The sequence below is a fragment of the Mesorhizobium sp. M1329 genome (genome assembly GCF_040318035.1).
Taxonomy (GTDB): domain Bacteria; phylum Pseudomonadota; class Alphaproteobacteria; order Rhizobiales; family Rhizobiaceae; genus Mesorhizobium.
On sequence record NZ_JAMYLN010000004.1, the window covers coordinates 134319 to 152519 of the forward strand.

The window sequence follows — 18201 nt, forward strand, 5'->3', positions numbered from 1 at the left end:
ACGAAAGCCATGGTCATGAATTGATGAAACCGCGCATTGCAGTCCTCGGTTGCGGATACTGGGGCAGCAACCACATCCGCACCCTCAAGGCGCTCGGCGCGCTGCATGCGGTTTCGGACGTCAATCCGGCGCGTGCGGAGGGTTTTGCCAGCGAGCAGGATTGCCTGGCAATCGAGCCAGAGGCGCTGTTTGCCCGCGACGATGTCGATGCCATTGTCATGGCGCTGCCGCCGCAGTTCCATGCCGACATGGCGGTGCGCGCCGTGCTCGGCGGCAAGGACGTGCTGGTGGAGAAGCCGATCGCGCTGACGGTGGCCGATGCCGAGCGCTCGGTGCAGACGGCCGCCGACAATGGTCGTGTCTTCATGGTCGGCCACGTGCTGCGCTTTCATCCCGCCTTCGAGACGCTGAAGGCGCTGATCGACAATGGCGAGCTAGGCGAGGTCCGCTACATCCACTCGCATCGGCTCGGCCTCGGCAAGTTCCACACCGAAAACGACGCGTTGTGGGATCTGGCGCCGCATGATCTGTCGATGATCCTGGCCATCACCGGCACGGAGCCGGTCGAGGTGCGCGGCGAAGGCGCTGCTCTTCTCGACAATCTGAGCGATTTTGCGCATCTGCACATGCGCTTTCCCAACGGCTTGCGCGGCCATCTGTTTGCCTCGCGGCTCAACCCTTACCGCGAACGGCGGCTGACCGTTGTCGGCACCAAGGCGATGGCGGTGTTTGACGACGTCGAGCCGTGGGAGCGCAAGCTTGCCGTCTACCGCCACGCGGTCTGGCAGGACAGCGGCCAATGGGCGTTCACCGCCAACGAGCCGTCCTATGTCGCGGTCGGCGAGGGCATGCCGCTGACGCGCGAGCTGGAGCATTTCATCCACTGCATCGAGACACGGGCCGAACCGCGCACCAGCGGCGAGGAAGCCATCCGCGTGCTGCGCATCCTGACCGCCGGCACCGTCGCCCATACAAGGTCCTAAGCGAAACGCCGCCTATTCGGCGGGAACCCGCGCCGGCTGGACGGCCAGCCGCGTCAGCATCGCCTCGGCTTCGGCGCCGCGCTCGGAGCGCTCGATGAAGCCGCCGCCGAACACACGCGCCTCGTTGCCATCGTCGGAATAGAGCACGCAAGCCTGACCGGGCGCGATGCCGGATTCGCCGTCGACCAGCTCCACCGAAGTGACGCCGGCGCGGTGATGCAGCACGGCTGGGCGCGGCGGCCGCGTCGAGCGCACCTTGGCGAAAAGCTCAAGCCCGGCCGGCGGGATAGCTGTCAGCGGGCCATCGCCCAGCCAGTTCATGTTGCGCAAGAAGATCTTGTGGGTCTCCAGCGCCTCGCGCGGGCCGACCACGACACGGGCCCGGTCGGCGTCGAGATGAACGACGTAGAGCGGCTCGCCCGAGGCGATGCCGATGCCGCGGCGCTGACCGACGGTGTAGCGCAAAATGCCCTCGTGGCGGCCAAGCACGCGCCCGTCTATATGGACGATGTCGCCCGGATTGGCGGCAGCCGGCTTCAGCTTGGCGATGATGTCGGAATATTTGCCCTGCGGCACGAAGCAGATATCCTGGCTGTCCTGCTTGGCGGCGACTGTCAGTCCCATCTCCTCGGCGATGGCGCGAACCTCAGGCTTCGACAGGCCGCCGAGCGGAAAGCGCAGATAGTCGATCTGCGCCTGGGTGGTGGCGAACAGGAAGTAGCTCTGGTCGCGGTCGGCGTCGACCGGCCGGTAAAGCGCGCGGTGGGCGCCATTGGCGCCGGAACGGATGTAGTGGCCGGTGGCCAGCGCGTCGGCGCCGAGTTCCTTGGCGGTCGCAAGCAGGTCGGCGAACTTCACCGTCTGATTGCAGGAAACGCAAGGGATCGGCGTTTCGCCGGCGACATAGCTCTCGGCGAACGGGTCGATCACCGCCTTGCGGAAGCGCTCCTCGTAATCGAGGACATAGTGCGGGATGCCGAGCGTCTCGGAGACGCGACGGGCATCGTCGATGTCCTGGCCGGCGCAGCATGAGCCGGCCCGATGCGTTGCCGCGCCGTGGTCATAAAGCTGCAGCGTAACGCCGACGACGTCGTAGCCCTCGCGCTTCAGGAGACCGGCAACGACCGACGAATCGACACCGCCCGACATGGCGACGACGACGCGGGTGTTTTCGGGGCGTCGGGGAAGGTCGAGGCTGTTCATGGTTCTTTCGTTCTGCGCGGCGCTTCAATGCCAATGGCCGGAATATAGGTCAAGCGTCTCGGCTGCGCCAGCTTTGCCGGGGCGGCTCATTTTTCCTGCCGGGTTCAACGCGCTTGCCGGCAGATGTTTCAAATGCCGATGAAAAGGCTAACGCCGCGTTCATGATCCTTACCTAACCATTAGGGTCTGCTTAGGCAAATTTTAAAGCTGTGGCGGTAATGTGGTGGGGATTGGGTCTTTGAGTTTTTTGTAGAGAGTACGATGACCGATCTAATTAGACCGCGAGTCAAATATGTTATCGGGCCAGACGGCAGCCCACTTACCATCGCCGATCTGCCGCCGACAAACACACGTCGCTGGGTTATCCGGCGCAAGGCGGAAGTTGTGGCGGCGGTGCGTGGCGGGCTTTTGAGCCTCGAAGAGGCGTGCCAGCGCTACAAGCTCACCACCGAGGAATTCCTGTCCTGGCAGGCGTCGATCGACGAATATGGCCTTGCCGGCCTGCGCACCACGCGCATTCAGCAATACCGGCATTAGGCCGATAAGGGCGCTGATCCGCGCCCTTACGTTTGCGAGGGGCGACGATCTGCGATTTCAGACCGTCAGCACCACCTTGCCGATCGGCCTGGTGGCGAGAAAGGCATGGGCGGCACCGGCCTGTTCGAGCGGAAACGCCTTTGCCACGTGGACGGCCAGCTTTTTTGCGTCGATCAATTTGCCGAGTTCCACCAGAGCGGCACGGTCGGGCACTACGGACATGCGCTCGACGCGGATGCCTCGCGTCCTGGCCTTTGCCTTGGTGGCATCGCTGACATCGAGCAGCGACACCAGAACGCCGCCGGCCTTGAGCACTTCCAGCGATTGCTCCGCATGCTCGCCGCCGAACGGGTCCAGAACCAGATCGATGTCGCGGGCCTTCCCGGTGAAATCATCCCTTGTGTAGTCGATCACCTCGTTGGCGCCGAGCGAGCGGACGAAATCGAGCTTTTCCGGGCTGGCGGTTGCGACGACGTGAGCGCCGCGCGCCTTGGCGATCTGCACCGCCAGATGGCCGACGCCGCCGGCTGCGGCGTGGATCAGCACGCGCTTGCCAGGGTCGAGCCGGCCATGGCGGACAAGGCCTTGCCAGGCCGTCAGGCCGGCCAGCGGCAGCGCGGCGGCTTGCGCGTGATCTATGCCTTCAGGTTTCGGCGCAAGCTCATCAGCCGGGACTGCGGCGAGTTCGGCGTAGGCTGCCCCCTGTTTGGGAAAGCGCGTCATGCCGAAGACGGCATCGCCGACCTTGAGGCCGGAGACGCCGGAGCCCAGCGCATCGACAATTCCCGAAACATCCCAGCCAAGGACAAAAGGCGGCTCGCCAAGCAGCGGATAGTGGCCGCCGCGCACCGCGCCGTCGACCGGGTTGATGCCGGCCGCCTCGATGCGGACAAGCACTTCGCCGGCCTCGGGTGATGGCGCGGGGCGATCGGCGATGACGAGGACGTCGGGTCCGCCGAAGGAATTCTGGATAATGGCACGCACGGGAGACTCTCCTGCTGGTTTGATATGCCACTATCATTTGGATAGTTACTTTCTCTTGTCTAGTATGTACCTTTATGATATATACGCACCTTATGGATAGCGACGATTGTTTCCCTTCTGGCTATGACGCGTTCCGACGGACGTGCCCGTCGCACGCCGTGCTTGAGACGCTCGCCAGCAAATGGGTCTACCTGGTGGTCTGTGCGCTGCGCCGGGGCCGGCTCCGCAACGGCGAATTGGCGCGCAAGCTCGAAGGCATCACGCCGAAAATGCTGACGCAGACGCTGCGTATCCTGGAACGCGACGGCCTGGTCCGGCGCGAGGTTTTCCCGGTCATTCCGCCGCGGGTCGAATATGAGCTGACCGAACTTGGCCAGAACCTGGCAGGACTGCTCAATCAGATCAGAGCCTGGTCGGAGCAGCATGTGCCCGACATCAAAAATGCGCGCGCACGGGCGGCGGAACAGCAAGAAGACCTGGGTGTCTGAGGCGGCACCGTTCGGTGCCCAGCAATGGCGCAGCGGGCATTAAAGCCTTGTTTTCAGCCGATCATGGCGCTGCGGCCGCCGGCTTCCGTGTCGCGCGCCTTGGTGTCGCGCGATTCGAGCATCTCCGCCTTGGAAAGTTCGGCTTCGGCTTCGCTCAGCAATGACTCGGCGACATTTCGCTGCTGGGCGAGGTCGCTTTGCGAATTTCTAAGGTTGTCGCGGCGCAGGCGTGCCGCCTTGGCGAAGGTCGGATAGGCAAAGTGATTGATGTCGGTGATGCCGGCCTTCTTCTCTTCGGCAGCGATCTGAAGTTCCAGCTCGACGGCCATGCGCTCGAATTCGGCGATCATCATGTCGAGCTGCAGCAGCTGCCGCCGCTTCTCGCTCACCTGAAATTGCTTCAGCCGAACGAGGTTTTCACGTGACTTCATGATTCGGTACTCCCGGAAACGCACACCTGCACATATCGTCCAATTCACCCGGCAAGGCCCAGGCTTGACCCGTTTCCACCGGCTTTCCCCGAACTATGGGAAACAAACTCCTAAAGTTTTTTGCCGGCGGTAACCATTCGTTTACGGGCATTGTTAATCATACGGCTCAGGACTTAAGGGCGGGTAAAAATTCTGCTTCTCGTCGCGAAACCCGGCCAACGAGTCCGAAGAGTCACTTAGTCTGGCTTATTAATGTGCCGCATTAACGGTTTGGGTCTGTGATTCGTTATTGGATTCAGCAAGGTGTAGAAAGGGGTTAAAAAATCTGATACCGTCACGGACGGGAATTAGGTTTTATTAACCATTCGATGGCAGCCTCTGCTCAGGCAATCACTGCTCCGGTCCTGGACGGGTCGTGAAATGGTCCGGCAGCAGAAAAGGGGAATGAAATGCGCGTTCTGCTGATAGAAGACGACAGTGCAACCGCACAAAGCATCGAGCTGATGCTGAAATCGGAAAGTTTCAATGTCTATACGACCGACCTTGGTGAAGAGGGTGTCGATCTAGGCAAGCTTTACGATTACGACATCATTCTCCTCGACCTCAATCTCCCCGACATGTCGGGCTATGAAGTTTTGAGAACACTTCGCCTTTCCAAGGTGAAGACGCCGATCCTCATCCTCTCCGGCATGGCCGGTATCGAGGACAAGGTGCGCGGCCTCGGCTTCGGCGCCGACGACTACATGACCAAGCCCTTCCACAAGGACGAACTGGTCGCCCGCATCCATGCCATCGTGCGGCGTTCCAAGGGCCATGCCCAGTCGGTCATCACCACCGGCGACCTGGTGGTCAATCTCGATGCCAAGACCGTTGAAGTCGGTGGCCAGCGCGTGCATCTGACCGGCAAGGAATATCAGATGCTGGAACTGCTCTCGCTGCGCAAAGGCACCACGCTGACCAAGGAAATGTTCCTCAACCATCTCTATGGCGGCATGGATGAGCCGGAGCTGAAGATCATCGACGTCTTCATCTGCAAGCTGCGCAAGAAGCTCGACGCAGCGTCGGGCGGGCAGAATTACATCGAGACCGTCTGGGGCCGCGGCTATGTGCTGCGTGAGCCTGAAGATATCCGGGTCAGCGCCTGAACCAGGGGTGTGATCTCAAAAAGTGGGCGCCCGGTTTTCGGAAAGATCCTGGCAAAACAACAAGATAGAGCTCATCCGATTTTCATCGGAATGGAACAGGCTCTGATCAGGCGGCAATCTTCAAGGCGCGGAAGCACTCGAGCAATTGCGGCCGGTTGAACGGCTTCAGCAGGTAGCCCTGGGCGCCGGCGCGCTTTGCCCGCATGATCGCCCCGACGTCGACCTCGACCAGCGAAATCAAGACTTGCGGCAACACCGGGCTTTCCATGGCGCGCACGCGGCGGATGAGGTCCTGCGCCTGCATGTCCGGCAAGGCGCCGTCGACGACGATGATATCAGGCATGTCGACCGCGCACATCTCGATCGCCTCATGGCCGCTGGCGGCTTCGATTACCATCATGCCGGAACCGCCCAGGATACGCCTTGCAACCTTCCTGATGACGCTCGAATTGTCGACGAACATGCAGCGTTTCATTCCCGGACCCTCTTTGCCATGCGGCGAACCGGCAGCGTCGTGGCATCTGCCGGGGACCATAGGCCGATCTGGTAAAGAAGCCGAAAAGCCGTTAGGTAAAATTTTCCTGAAGTTTTTTTAGCGGGATCTTCTTTCGCAATGCTTCATGCGATCAAAACTGCAAACCCATCTCACAGGTATTGAGACAGCGCCGCAAATATGACTTGGATAAAATACTTTCCCCGCTCTTCCGGAGAACTTCAGGCTGCAGAAAGGACGATCTCGTCGGCGGTTGCATGGATCGATATCGTCATGTTGGCTTCGCGGGCCAGGAGCAGGGTGTAATAGGGCTGCACCGAATGCGCGTCGATCGGCTCTTCCGGCCTGTGGCCGGAATGCAATTCCAGGAATTTGGGCGGCACGCGCAGCATCGGGCCGCTCGCCGCGAGCGCAAAGCGCGGCTCGGTCTCGAGGTTCTCCAGCGTGACCACCAGCCTGCCGCCGCGCGGAATGGCGGCGTTGGCGACGAGGATGAGATTGAGCAGCAGCTTGACCTTGTTCTTGGGCAACAGCGCGCGGGTCCCGTTCCAGATCAGTTCCGGCTTCTCGTTCTTCAGGAAGGCGAAGGCCACGGCCTCGGCGTCCCCGGTGTCGATCAGCATGCCGGCGGAACCGGCGGCGCCGAAGGCGATGCGGGCGAATTGCAGGCGGGCGGAAGCGTTCTTGGCGCTTTGGCGGATCAGCTTCATGGCGTCTTCGTCGGCGCCGCCTTCGTCGAGCAGCTCAAGCCCGTTGTTTATGGCGCCGACCGGCGAAATGATGTCGTGGCAGACCCGGCTGCACAGCAGTGCTGCCAGGTCGGGTGCGGAAAGGGTGAAAAGCTCGGCCATCGGCAAAAATCCCTGCAAATTTCACAACACAATGACCGGGCGATCATGATCACGCCTGTCCACACGAATCACGCTCTCTCCCAAGCATTCTGAATACACAGCGCTTGTGCGTGCAGCAACAAATCCAAAATCATGGTTGTCGAAAATGGCGTGTTCACGCAGCCGGGTGCTGCGCGGGCGATGCGAAAACAGCCTTCGAACCGCCATCTTCATGTGGGAGTTTAATGGTTGAAAAAGGATTACGGCATAGTTTGCCCCTAACAGTCATCCTTAACGGCCGCCAAAGAGCCGTACGGGTGCGAGGCGTCGGCGAAAGTGCTCCCTGACGGAGATTGGAAGCATGGTTTCCCGATTCTACGACCGGACTTTTTTCCGTGTCATCTCAATGACGATCGCGCTCATCGGCCTTGTCGCCTTTTCGGCATCGGCCGCGCGGGCGCAGGAATACACCGCCCAGGAGATCGTTGATTCCGGTCATAAATTCTTCGGCGCGACATCGGGCGGGCTCGCCACCGTCGTCGAGAAGATTTTCGCCACCTATGGCCTGCCGAACGGCTATCTGCTCGGCGAAGAGGGGTCCGGGGCGCTGATCGGTGGCCTGACCTATGGCGAAGGCACGCTCTACACCAAGAATGCCGGCGACCACAAAGTGTTCTGGCAAGGCCCGTCGCTCGGCTGGGATTTCGGCGGCGAGGGTTCGCGCGTCATGATGCTGGTCTACAATCTCGACGATGTGAGCAGCCTCTATAATCGTTTTGGCGGCGTCGCCGGCTCCGCCTATGTCATCGCCGGCGTCGGCTTCAATGTGCTGAAGAACAACAATGTGCTGCTCGTGCCGATCCGTACCGGCGTCGGCGCCCGTCTCGGCGTCAATCTCGGCTACCTCAAGCTCACCCAGCGCGCGACCTGGAATCCGTTCTGACCGGCATGATCGCGCCACTGCGATTGGAGCTGTGATCCCACGGTCCGAGCTTTGCCGCGGCATACTCTTGCCGTGGCGCCGGATTTCCGTCATGCGAAGATGGCAAAGTCGACCTTTGGCGGTTGCCATGCACAACGGATAGTCATCTTGGTCCAGTCGATCCTGTTCTTTGTCCTCGGCTTTCTCTGCGCGGGCTTTCTGGCGCTGATGATTGCCCCGGCCGTGTGGCGGCGGGCGGTGGCGCTGACGCGCAAGCGCGTCGAGGGCTCGATGCCGTTGACGCTTGCCGAGATCCAGGCGGACAAGGATCGCATTCGCGCCGAGTTCGCGGTTTCGGTGCGCCGGCTTGAAATGACCGTCAAATCATTGCGCGAGAAGGCCGCCGAGCAGCTGGTCGAGATCGGCCGCGACCGCGAAGCCCTGAAGGAATTGGCGGCCGAGCGGCAGGACAAGAACCGGGTCGTCGCCGATCTTACAACCAAGGGCGAGGAGCTTCGCAAGCGCGATGAGCAGCTGCAGCAGCTGTCGGAGCGGCTTGCGGAGACCGAGCGTGCGCTCGAAAAGCGCGGGCTCGAACTGCGGAAACTGGAGCACATGTATGACGACGCCAGTTTTTCATCCAGCAGCCGGCAGATCGAGCTGGTGGCGCGCGAATCCGAGCTGCAGAAGCTGGCAAGCGACATTTCGCTGCTGCGCGGCCAGCGCAAGGAGGCGGACAGGCGCAGCCAGGAATTGGCAGCCGAAAGCAAGGCTTTGCGGGACGCGCTGAAGGCCGAGAAGAAAAGAACTGGCGACCTGGAAAAGAAGGTCGAACGCCTGCTCGCCACGCTGGCCGATCGCGAGGACAGGCTGGAGCGCCGCGAGAAGGAACTGGTGCGCCTTCGCGAAAAGCCGAAAGGCGGTGAAAGGGCGCCTGCGGTGGGTCTTGCCGGCGTGCCAGGCAGTCAGGTCAATGTGGCCGCCAACGGCGACATCGAAAAGACAACCGCCAAGCTCGATGCCGACCGCGAGCGGCTGGAGGCCAGGCTGACGTCGCTGGCACGCGAGAACAGGCGGCTGAAGACGGATCTTGCTGCCGTCGAAACGTCGAAATCACAGGCCGGAGACGATACCGGCAGCGCCAGCGCCGCATTGCGCGAAGAGATGAATGATCTGGCGGCGCAAGTCGTGGCCTTGACGGCAAAGCTCGACGGGCCGGATTCGCCGATCGCCCGGGCGCTTGCAGTGCCTGAGGATACGCGGCCGGGGAGCGGCGGACGCAGCCTTGCCGATCGGGTGCGGGCGCTGCAGAAGGCCGCTTCGACCGACTGAGATTCCGAAGATCCAAGAGCAGGGCCCGACGGCTCTAAATTTAGGCTCCGGAAAAGTGATGCAGCGCGATGGCCGACGCGGCGGCGACGTTCAGGCTGTCGAAACCTTGCGCCATACCGATCCGCAGCGTCTGCAGGCGGGCAAGCAGGCTTTCCGGCAGGCCTTCGCCCTCGGTGCCGAGATAGAGCGCCAGCCGCTCGTTTCCCTTGGCATCGCGAATGTCGATCTGCCCGCGCGGCGACAAGGCGAATTGGCTGAAGCCTTGCCGGTCGAGCATTGCGGTGCAGCCGGCGGCGTCGGCAAAGCAGGCGAAGGGGACTTTCAAGGCCGCGCCCACCGAGACGCGGATTGCCTTGCGGTACAGCGGATCGCAGCAGGTCGGATCGAGAAGCACGGCATCCGCGCCAAAGGCGGCGGCATTGCGGAAGATCGAGCCCATATTGTCGTGATTGGCGATGCCGACCAGCACCGCGATCAGCGCGCGGGCGGGCAGTGCGCCGAGCAAGGCCTCAGCGGAGATGGCCGGACCTTTGCGGCCGATCGCCAATATGCCGCGATGCATGTGGAATCCGGCGATCCTGTCGATGATTTCGCCGGATGCGACATAGATCGGAAGCCCGGCAGGCGCTTTGCGCAGAACGTCATCGAGGCCAGCCAGCCGGTTTTCGAGTACCAGCACCGATTCTGCCTCGAAGCGCCGGGCGGCAAGCAGCGTGTCGAGCACCACCTTGCCTTCGGCGACGAAACGGCCTTGCCGGCCGGCAAGATCTCGCTCGCGGATGTCGAGATAGGCGGCGACGCGGGGATCCTGCGGGTCGTCTATGCGGATGGGGTGCATGGCTTCCTCGGCGGACCATGGCGCCGGCCGCGAATCGGGATTCGGTTTCGGAAGGCATGATGCCGGATCCGAAGCTCGGACCGTATCTCAGCGTCCAAATGGATGCACGTCGTTCGAACGGTCAAGCCCAATCAGGTGGTGCCGGGATCAGATTGGGCCTGCCTGCCTCTCAGCGACAGGGAAATCTTGATTCCCGCGGCACGGCTCGTCGGCCAAGCTGCTTCAATGCAGAATTTTCGATGGAACGAAGGAACCGCATGGGGCCATGCCGCGTCATAGAAGCGGGCTCCTGCTGCGGTCCTGGGAGGACATCGATGATCAGGCTCCTCCTCGTCTTTGCCGCCACGCTTGCCCTCGCATGCGGCGTGGCCCGCGCGGCCAAGCTCGATCCAGCCACCGTCAATCAGGCCCAATTCACTGTCGGCGAACCGAAAGGTGTCGATCCGACGCTGCTGAAGGCGCAGATCCTTCTGGATCGCGCCCGGTTCTCGCCGGGCCTGATCGACGGCCGCCTTTCCCAGAACTTCGCCAAGGCCGTTGCTGCGTTTCAGGCGGCAAACGGACTTCCGCCCGACGGCAAGCTCAGTCCACAGACCTGGAGCAAACTCATCGCAACCTCTGCCAAGCCGGTGCTGGTGACCTATGAGGTGATGCGCAAGGATGTGCGCGGACCTTTCACCAGGCGTATTCCGGCTCGCTTGGAGAGGATGGCCCGCTTGCGGCGGCTCGGCTACCGCAATGCGGTGGAGAGGTTGGCCGAGCGCTTCCACGTCAGCGAACAATTGCTGCGAATGCTCAATCCGGGCACTAGCCTCAGGAAACCAGGCAGGACCTTGGTGGTGCCTGATGTCGGTAGGGGCGATCCTCCCGCCGGCGTTGCCGCCATCGAGGTCGACAAGGGCGCTCGCCTGGTGCGTGTGCTCGACCGTGCCGGCAAATGGCTGGCGGTCTACCCCGCCTCGATTGGGAGCGAGGAGAAGCCGGCGCCAAGCGGCACGGCAGAGGTCAGGCGCGTGGTGCACAAGCCTACCTACCACTACGATCCGGACTTCGCTTTCAAGGGGGTCAAGACCAAGCGGCCCTTCACCATCGCTGCCGGGCCGAACAATCCCGTAGGATCGGTCTGGATCGATCTCTCTATCGAAAGCTACGGCATCCACGGCACGCCGGAACCGGGCAAGATCGGCACGACCTTTTCGCATGGCTGCATCCGCTTGACCAATTGGGATGCCGAAGACCTTGCCTCCATGGTGCGGCCAGGCACCAAAGTCGAGTTCAAGGACGAGATTGCGCAGGCCGCCGACGAGCGCGTCCAGTAGCAAGGCTGACTTGACAGCAATGCGGATTTGGCAGGGCGTTCTCCGCCCGGCCGCTCAGGTCCCGGCGCGACGCAACCGGTGAGCCATCTGCGACAGTTCACCTTCGCCGAAAATGCCGTCCAGCATGTGCAGCAATTCGCGCACCGCTTCGGATTTGCAGGAATAATAGATCATTTGCCGATCGCGGCGGGTCTCGACAAGGTCGGAAGCCCTGAGCTTGGCCAGATGCTGTGACAGGGCGGATTGGCTGAGCGACACCTTCTCGGCTATGGCGCCGACCGACATCTCGCCCTCGGCCAGATAGCTCATGATCAACAAACGTTTTTCGTTGCCCATCAGCGTCAGAAACGCAGCCGCGGTTCCGGCGTTGGCGACTAGCTTGTTCGAGACCATAGATCCCCCATACGTTCTTGCTCATCCGCCGCTATGGGGGCAATAGCGTCGAATTCCATAGACTTTCCCTATAGATGCACGCCAGCGATTCAGCGTCACTCGCAAAGGTAGAACATTTCGCTCAAATCTCAAGGCTTGCTTTCCATGCAAGCCGATTAACTGTGCGGCTGTGATTAATTTGCCGATCGGGCAGCCTTTGCCATGTCGACCAGGACAGGCTTGAGGTCGCGTGCCGTTCTCAGCGGCTCGGGGAAGAAAACCCGACAGACATTGTCGCCCGATACGAGATCCATCCCGTCGGCGTCGAACCCGGTGACGATCCAGCCGTCACTCTCGGCCCCGCCGAAATGACTTGCGTAGAGGGCAATCGCATCGAGATGGTCGGCGTTCATGTGGTCGAGTGCCGATTGCTCGCCGGCGGCAAGCTCGTCGACGATCGCTCCCGTCGCGACCAGATCGGTGCGGTCGAGCAGATAGGCCTTGCCGAAGCCGCCGTTCAGGCTGGCGCGCTCCGGTTCGAGCCGGAAGATCGAGAAGTCGCCGAGCCCGGCATAGAGTTTTGCCTTGGGATTGCGGTTGAGGTAGCGCCGCTCGGCGCAGGCGTGTTCGTTCGATCCGCGTTCGAGCCGCACGGCGCGGCAGACGAGCGTCAATCGCGGATGCGCCAGCGGATCGCCCCTGCCGGGTTCGCCGACGAGCAACGAGCAGCGCGGGTCGGCAAGGATGGCGCCGGTATGGGCGGACAGCATCGACACCAGGATCAATGGCGTGCCGTCGATGTCGGTGGCGACGCCGACCCGGCTGGCCAGCGGCGAACCGGTTCCTGGCTCGAGCACCGCCAGCGCGCCGAAACGGGCGCTGCGGATCAGCGTCTTTGCCAGCCTGATCGCCTCGGCGTCGGTCGCGCGGATCACGTCTTTCCTGGGTTCGTCCAAGGCATCACCGTCGCTTTCATTTCGGCGCCATGCGGATGGCGCCGTCGAGGCGAATGGTCTCGCCGTTGAGCATCTGGTTCTCGATGATGTGCAAGGCAAGTGCGGCATATTCCGAAGGCTCGCCCAAACGGGAAGGGAAGGGCACCGCGGCGCCGAGCGAATCCTGCACCTCCTGCGGCATGCCGGCCATCATCGGCGTCCTGAAGATGCCGGGCGCGATGGTGCAGACGCGAATGCCGGAGCGGGCAAGATCGCGCGCCACTGGCAGCGTCATGCCGACGACGCCGGCCTTGGACGCGGAATAGGCCGCCTGGCCGATCTGGCCGTCATAGGCAGCGACCGATGCCGTGTTGACGATGACGCCGCGCTCGCCGCCCTGCAGCGGTTCGAGCCTGGCGGTCCGGTCGGCGACCAGGCGGATCATGTTGAAGGTGCCGATCAGATTGACCTCGATCACCTTGCGGTATTGATCGAGCGGATGCGGTCCGTCCTTGCCGATCGTCTTCATGCCGATAACGATGCCGGCGCAATTGACCAGGATGCGCGGCTCGCCGAGCGTCTCTGCCACTTCCGCGACTGCGGCGGCACCGCTCTCGACGTCGCTCACATCGCATCGGACGGCGATGCCGCCGATGTCGGCAGCCACCTTGGCCGCGCGCTCGATACCAAGATCGAGGACGGCAACCCTGGCGCCGCCGGCGGCAAGAGCGCGCGCCGTCGCCTCGCCAAGGCCGGAGCCGCCACCGGTGACGATCGCAATCTGGCCGTTCGGGTTCATCTCGACGTCCTCCTCCGTACCCAGACTATGCCGCCAAGCCACCGTGCGACAGCACTGGCATGGTCACGCCATCGCGGCGATGTGCGCGGCAATCCTTGCCTGGTCGGCATGGCAAACCTCGCCCGCCAGCCTCGCCACCGCGCCCGGCACGATCTCGTGCGCCAAAAGCCGGTCGGGGTCGACCGGACGCGGCATGGAGATCTGCCCGCGCGGCAGCCTCCTGAAGCCGAGCGGGCCGTAGTAGGGTTCGTCGCCGACCAGCATCACGGCCAGTGCGCCAGCCTTGGCAGCGGCTTCCAGCGCGATTGCCACCAGCCGGCGGCCGATGCCGAGATTTTTGAAGGCCGGCCGCACAGCGAGCGGCCCGAGCATCAGCGCGCGGCCGGCACCGGCGGCGATGCGCGTCATCCGTACCGAGGCGACGACGATTGCGCCATCGACGGCCACGAAGGACAAAGCGCGTTCGTGCGGGCCACCTTGGCGGATCTTGTAGGCGGCAAGCACGAAACGGCCCGGCCCGAAGGCCTCGTCGTTGATGGCTTCGATTTCAGGATCATGCGCCGGAGTTTCCGGCAGGTATTTCACGTCGGCAAGGCTCATGGTCTTTGCGTTCCGGTATACGAGGAAAGGTTTGCTGCAAGCGGCAGCGTTCGCCAGTCAGCGCTTCATCAAGCGCGGGCGCTCTTTCGTCGTCGGTCGAACCGGATCACGGCAAAGTCGAACATGCGGATTGTCCGCTAGCACCAATTTTCAGCCGCCGCAATCGGCAGGCGCACCCGACACGCATTCGACGACGCAGCCGTTGACGATCTGTTCAGCGTCGGGGATTTCCACGGCGCCGCTTGGTGCCCTACATCAAGCAGGAAGACGAAAGGATATTGCATGGGATTGCTAGTCGAAGGCCAATGGCAGGACCACTGGTACGATACCGGGGAGAGCGGCGGCAAGTTCGTGCGGGCGCAGTCGCAGTGGCGCGACTGGGTGACCCGCGACGGCACGCCGGCCGAAGGGCGAAAACGCGGCTTCCAGGCCGAGCCCGGCCGCTATCACCTCTATGTCTCGCTCGCCTGCCCGTGGGCGCATCGGACGCTGATCTTTCGCGTGCTCAAGAAACTCGAGGATGTGATTTCCATCTCGGTCGTCCATCATTTCATGGGCGCCGACGGCTGGACGTTCCTGGCCGAGGACGACGCCACCGGCGACACGCTCTACGGCCTTGATTTCCTGCACCAGATCTACACCAGGGCCGATCCCGGCTATTCGGGCCGGGTCACCGTTCCGGTGCTGTGGGACAAACGCGAGCAGACCATCGTTTCCAACGAATCCTCCGAGATCATCCGCATGCTCAATTCGGCCTTCGACGAATGGGGCGATGCGAAGCTCGATTTCTATCCGCAGCCGCTGCGCGGCGAGATCGATGCGATCAACGCGCTGGTCTATCCCGCGGTCAACAATGGCGTTTACCGTGCCGGCTTCGCCACCACGCAGGCAGCCTACGAGGAGGCATTCGGTGAATTGTTTTCGGCGCTCGACATGCTGGAGGACCGTCTGTCAAGGCAGCGCTATCTCGTCGGCGGCCGCATTACCGAGGCCGATTGGCGGCTGTTCACGACACTGGTCCGCTTCGACCCGGTCTATGTCGGCCATTTCAAGTGCAATCTGCGTCGCATCGCCGACTATCCGAACCTGTCGAATTACCTGCGCGACCTCTACCAGGTGCCGGGCGTCGCCGGCACGGTGAATTTGCACCACATCAAGTCGCATTATTACCGCAGCCACGAGACGATCAATCCGACGCGCATCGTGCCGGTCGGGCCGGAGCTGGACTACGCCGTGCCGCACGACCGGGACAGGTTCAGGAAGGCGGCGTGAAATCAGCGATCTAGCGGAAGGTCTCGGCGTCGATCCGGGTCCGTCTGGCAAGTTCAGCTTTCAGCATCGTGTTTCCAAACCGATTGGAGTAGCCGGCGATATTCAAGACGAAAACCAAAATACTGGCGAAGAGAAGGATGCCAATCCAAGCTACGGGAGGAATACTGCCATAATTCTCCTGGCCTCCTCCTCTCGATCCAAATGTAATCAAAATTTGCACCGCGGCAATCAAACAAGCTGCCAATGTCGAGAATGAAACTATTTTCCAATACTCATTACGATTAAACAAGCGGACGTTATTCCTGATGAATTTTGAATAAGTGAACATCGTCGCCGCTATATTGATTGCATATCCGGATGCCTTGGCCAAACCCTCCGGCGGTGAGGGAACAAGCGCAAACAATACCGCGAAGGCGATAGTTACAACGATGGTCGTAAGGATGTAATAGCCGACATACGGCCAAATATTTACGGATTTCACTCGATCAATATTCACGATCCCGCCCCGAGAAGATTTGCCTTAAATACAAAATAGAATTTTTCAAATGCCAAAGGCAAGCTACCAGTATGCCGACACAGGTTGACCCCCAAAAATCTCGGCAATCCGCCGCAGCGTGGCCGGCGTCGTTCCCTCCGGCAAGCGGTCAAGCGGGAAGAAGCCGGCTTCGGCGATCTCGCGATCGGGCAGTTTCGGTGCTGTCTGGTTGAACTCCTCGACCAGATAGAGGCCGACATGGTCGCGGCGGCTGGCGCGGCGGTTGAAATGCAGCGATTTCAGCACCGGCGGTCCGGTCAGCGCGATGTTGCCTTCCTCGAAGACTTCGCGTGTCAGCGCTTCGATCATCGTCTCGCCCAACTCGACGCCACCGCCGGGCAGGTGCCAGCCAGGAACATAGGTGTGGCGGATGAGGAAGACGGAATTGGAGGCGCGGTCGTGGATCAAGCCGCGCACGCCGAGCGTCATCGGCCGCCGCAGCACGAAGTACAGGTGAAACAGCCGTGCTCTGACGCCTGGCCATCCGGTCTGGCGCAGGGCTTGCTCCGGATCCGGCGCCGTCATCGTCCGCGAAACCGTGAGTGGAAAGCGGGGCGCGCCTCGCCTATGAAGAAAAGATGTTCAGGCTCGCGCATATTTCCGATGTCCATCTGGGGCCGCTTCCCGATGTAACCTATCGCGATCTCGCCTCCAAGCGCGTGGTCGGTTACGTCAACTGGCAGCGCAACCGCCGTCGCCACATGCACGACGCCGTCATCGACACCATCGTCGCCGACATGAAGGCCAGCGGGCCGGACCATCTCGCCATCACCGGCGACCTGGTCAATCTGGCGCTCGACGGTGAGATCGAGATGGCCAAGCACTGGCTGGAGACGCTGGGCTCACCCAACGACGTATCGGTGGTGCCGGGAAACCATGATGCCTATGTGCCGGGCGCCTTCGACAAGACCTGCCGGTCGTGGGCGGCGTGGATGACCGGCGACGGCGTCAGTACGCCGGTCGATCGCAACACTTTTCCCTATCTGCGGGTACGCGGCGATGTTGCGTTGATCGGCGTCTCGACGGCGCGCGCCACGGCTCCCTTCATGGCCAACGGCTTCTTTCTCGAAGGCCAGGCGGAACGGCTGCGCGACATGCTCGACGCCACGGGCAAGCGCGGCCTGTTCCGGGTGATCATGATCCACCACCCGCCGTTGCGCGGTGCCGTTTCGCAGAACAAACGCCTGTTCGGCATCTCGCGCTTCCACAAGGTTCTTCACCGGCACGGCGCCGAGCTTGTGCTGCACGGCCATTCGCATGTGCCGTCGCTGTTCTTCATCGGCGCCCGCAAGACAAAAATCCCGGTGGTCGGGGTCGCCGCCGCCGGGCAGGCCCCCGGCAGTTCGCATGCGCCGGCGCAATACAATCTGCTCGATATCGACGGTGAAAAGGACAATTGGCGGATCAGGCTGACGCGCCGCGGCCTGACCGGGCCGGCATTGCCGCCCAGCGACCTGCAGACGCTGGAGCTTGGCGTCGAGGCCGAGGCGTCGATGGCTAGAGCAATTCCAGGAAAAGTGTGAAACGGTTTTCCGTCCGGAATTGCGTCAAAACAAAGAGCTTTAGAAACTGATTTTCATCGCGACGATGCGGTCCCAGAACAGCACGAGCGAAATCGCCAGGCCGACCAGGGCGCCGGCGGCGATCAGGCCGAGGCCCGAGAAGAACGCCGACCAGCCGTTGGCGCGCGCAGCGATCCGCAGCGGCGGCTCGGCCTCCGCCACCAGGGCGCGTTTCAGGCCGGCGACGGCCTGCTCGATGCCGCCTTCCATCATTCTCTGGCGTTCGACGACTCGCTCGGCGACATAGCGCGTCACCTGGTCGGCAACGACCTTCATGTCGGTCGATTCGGCGAGCACGACGCGGCCGATGCGCGTATCCTTGAGAAAGCGGTAGGTGCGGCGGTCGCGTCCCATGGCGACATGGCTGACGGCGTCGATCCACAGCCGTGGCTGCAGGCCGGACGAGACGGCGAAGTCGAAACTGTCCATGTCGCTGGGTACGTCGCCGAACACCGGCGCGAGTTCGGCGGCAAGCAGATCAAGCCGCATGCGATGCGCTTCGCGCATGTCGACGACGACGTCATCGCGGTCGGCGAAGGCGTTCTTGACGTCGCGAATGGCATCGGACAGCTTTCGCGACTGATCGATCTGGGTGATGTTCTCGCCTGCGTCCTTCATCGG

The 18201-nt window shown here is 62.3% G+C and carries 22 protein-coding genes; 9 read left to right on the top strand and 13 right to left on the bottom strand.

Annotated features, from left to right (window positions below; translation table 11 throughout):
* Positions 1 to 23: 23 nt before the first annotated feature.
* A complete protein-coding gene (locus NKH21_RS05580; protein WP_352488920.1) occupies positions 24 to 983 on the top strand; it encodes a Gfo/Idh/MocA family protein in 960 nt (319 codons plus the stop codon).
* Between the two features lie 12 nt (positions 984 to 995).
* On the opposite strand, the gene mnmA is transcribed toward NKH21_RS05580, so the two are convergent.
* Complete coding sequence (gene mnmA, locus NKH21_RS05585) at positions 996 to 2186, bottom strand: tRNA 2-thiouridine(34) synthase MnmA (RefSeq protein WP_352863440.1); 1191 nt, start codon at positions 2184 to 2186, stop codon at positions 996 to 998.
* 261 nt (positions 2187 to 2447) lie between these two features.
* On the opposite strand from mnmA, the gene sciP reads away from it, so the two are divergent.
* On the top strand, positions 2448 to 2723 hold the full coding sequence (gene sciP / locus NKH21_RS05590; RefSeq protein WP_023679563.1) for a CtrA inhibitor SciP: 276 nt from the start codon (positions 2448 to 2450) through the stop codon (positions 2721 to 2723).
* 57 nt (positions 2724 to 2780) lie between these two features.
* Here sciP and NKH21_RS05595 read toward each other — a convergent pair whose 3' ends face one another.
* Positions 2781 to 3707, bottom strand: a complete 927-nt coding sequence (locus tag NKH21_RS05595) for an NADP-dependent oxidoreductase (protein WP_352863442.1) — start codon at positions 3705 to 3707, stop codon at positions 2781 to 2783.
* A 92-nt stretch (positions 3708 to 3799) separates the two neighbouring features.
* On the opposite strand from NKH21_RS05595, the gene NKH21_RS05600 reads away from it, so the two are divergent.
* Complete coding sequence (locus NKH21_RS05600; protein ID WP_352863444.1) at positions 3800 to 4195, top strand: winged helix-turn-helix transcriptional regulator; 396 nt, start codon at positions 3800 to 3802, stop codon at positions 4193 to 4195.
* Between the two features lie 53 nt (positions 4196 to 4248).
* Here NKH21_RS05600 and NKH21_RS05605 read toward each other — a convergent pair whose 3' ends face one another.
* Complete coding sequence (locus NKH21_RS05605; RefSeq protein WP_023719275.1) at positions 4249 to 4626, bottom strand: flagellar export protein FliJ; 378 nt, start codon at positions 4624 to 4626, stop codon at positions 4249 to 4251.
* A gap of 449 nt (positions 4627 to 5075) precedes the next feature.
* Between NKH21_RS05605 and ctrA the strand changes: the two genes are divergently transcribed.
* Positions 5076 to 5771, top strand: coding sequence for a response regulator transcription factor CtrA (gene ctrA / locus NKH21_RS05610; RefSeq protein WP_006203583.1), 696 nt, complete (start codon positions 5076 to 5078; stop codon positions 5769 to 5771).
* A gap of 106 nt (positions 5772 to 5877) precedes the next feature.
* On the opposite strand, the gene NKH21_RS05615 is transcribed toward ctrA, so the two are convergent.
* Together NKH21_RS05615 and chpT are read right to left on the bottom strand one after the other, a co-directional pair.
* A complete protein-coding gene (locus NKH21_RS05615; protein WP_292659972.1) occupies positions 5878 to 6246 on the bottom strand; it encodes a response regulator in 369 nt (122 codons plus the stop codon).
* A 239-nt stretch (positions 6247 to 6485) separates the two neighbouring features.
* Positions 6486 to 7115 carry a histidine phosphotransferase ChpT gene (chpT, locus tag NKH21_RS05620; RefSeq protein WP_292659970.1) on the bottom strand — a complete coding sequence of 210 codons (630 nt, stop codon included), beginning with the start codon at positions 7113 to 7115 and terminating at the stop codon, positions 6486 to 6488.
* Positions 7116 to 7455: 340 nt separating this feature from the next.
* On the opposite strand from chpT, the gene NKH21_RS05625 reads away from it, so the two are divergent.
* Both NKH21_RS05625 and NKH21_RS05630 read left to right on the top strand, forming a co-directional pair.
* Positions 7456 to 8037, top strand: coding sequence for a DUF1134 domain-containing protein (locus tag NKH21_RS05625; RefSeq protein ID WP_352664551.1), 582 nt, complete (start codon positions 7456 to 7458; stop codon positions 8035 to 8037).
* Positions 8038 to 8184: 147 nt separating this feature from the next.
* Complete coding sequence (locus tag NKH21_RS05630) at positions 8185 to 9348, top strand: coiled-coil domain-containing protein (RefSeq protein ID WP_352863447.1); 1164 nt, start codon at positions 8185 to 8187, stop codon at positions 9346 to 9348.
* A 40-nt stretch (positions 9349 to 9388) separates the two neighbouring features.
* Here the strand turns inward: NKH21_RS05630 and NKH21_RS05635 are convergent, their stop codons facing one another.
* Entirely contained in the window at positions 9389 to 10186 is a 798-nt protein-coding gene (locus NKH21_RS05635; RefSeq protein WP_352863449.1) for a TrmH family RNA methyltransferase, read from the bottom strand.
* A 314-nt stretch (positions 10187 to 10500) separates the two neighbouring features.
* On the opposite strand from NKH21_RS05635, the gene NKH21_RS05640 reads away from it, so the two are divergent.
* Entirely contained in the window at positions 10501 to 11505 is a 1005-nt protein-coding gene (locus tag NKH21_RS05640) for a L,D-transpeptidase (protein ID WP_352863451.1), read from the top strand.
* Positions 11506 to 11559: 54 nt separating this feature from the next.
* On the opposite strand, the gene NKH21_RS05645 is transcribed toward NKH21_RS05640, so the two are convergent.
* The 4 genes from NKH21_RS05645 to NKH21_RS05660 all read right to left on the bottom strand — a co-directional run bounded on the left by NKH21_RS05645 (position 11560) and on the right by NKH21_RS05660 (position 14211).
* Positions 11560 to 11898, bottom strand: a complete 339-nt coding sequence (locus tag NKH21_RS05645; RefSeq protein WP_292663671.1) for an ArsR/SmtB family transcription factor — start codon at positions 11896 to 11898, stop codon at positions 11560 to 11562.
* 173 nt (positions 11899 to 12071) lie between these two features.
* Positions 12072 to 12833 carry a HugZ family pyridoxamine 5'-phosphate oxidase gene (locus NKH21_RS05650; RefSeq protein WP_352863453.1) on the bottom strand — a complete coding sequence of 254 codons (762 nt, stop codon included), beginning with the start codon at positions 12831 to 12833 and terminating at the stop codon, positions 12072 to 12074.
* A 16-nt stretch (positions 12834 to 12849) separates the two neighbouring features.
* Positions 12850 to 13611, bottom strand: coding sequence for a 3-hydroxyacyl-CoA dehydrogenase (locus NKH21_RS05655; RefSeq protein ID WP_352863455.1), 762 nt, complete (start codon positions 13609 to 13611; stop codon positions 12850 to 12852).
* A 63-nt stretch (positions 13612 to 13674) separates the two neighbouring features.
* Positions 13675 to 14211 (bottom strand): GNAT family N-acetyltransferase, encoded by a 537-nt coding sequence (locus NKH21_RS05660; protein WP_352664563.1) that lies wholly within the window; start codon positions 14209 to 14211, stop codon positions 13675 to 13677.
* Between the two features lie 282 nt (positions 14212 to 14493).
* On the opposite strand from NKH21_RS05660, the gene NKH21_RS05665 reads away from it, so the two are divergent.
* Positions 14494 to 15483, top strand: coding sequence for a glutathione S-transferase family protein (locus tag NKH21_RS05665; RefSeq protein ID WP_352863457.1), 990 nt, complete (start codon positions 14494 to 14496; stop codon positions 15481 to 15483).
* A gap of 10 nt (positions 15484 to 15493) precedes the next feature.
* Here the strand turns inward: NKH21_RS05665 and NKH21_RS05670 are convergent, their stop codons facing one another.
* Positions 15494 to 15979 carry an ABZJ_00895 family protein gene (locus NKH21_RS05670; protein WP_352863460.1) on the bottom strand — a complete coding sequence of 162 codons (486 nt, stop codon included), beginning with the start codon at positions 15977 to 15979 and terminating at the stop codon, positions 15494 to 15496.
* A 63-nt stretch (positions 15980 to 16042) separates the two neighbouring features.
* On the bottom strand, positions 16043 to 16543 hold the full coding sequence (locus NKH21_RS05675; protein ID WP_352863462.1) for an NUDIX domain-containing protein: 501 nt from the start codon (positions 16541 to 16543) through the stop codon (positions 16043 to 16045).
* Between the two features lie 53 nt (positions 16544 to 16596).
* Here NKH21_RS05675 and NKH21_RS05680 point away from each other — a divergent pair, with 53 nt between their 5' ends.
* On the top strand, positions 16597 to 17541 hold the full coding sequence (locus NKH21_RS05680) for a metallophosphoesterase family protein (protein ID WP_352664768.1): 945 nt from the start codon (positions 16597 to 16599) through the stop codon (positions 17539 to 17541).
* Positions 17542 to 17580: 39 nt separating this feature from the next.
* Here NKH21_RS05680 and NKH21_RS05685 read toward each other — a convergent pair whose 3' ends face one another.
* A complete protein-coding gene (locus NKH21_RS05685) occupies positions 17581 to 18198 on the bottom strand; it encodes a hypothetical protein (RefSeq protein WP_352863464.1) in 618 nt (205 codons plus the stop codon).
* Positions 18199 to 18201 lie beyond the last annotated feature (3 nt).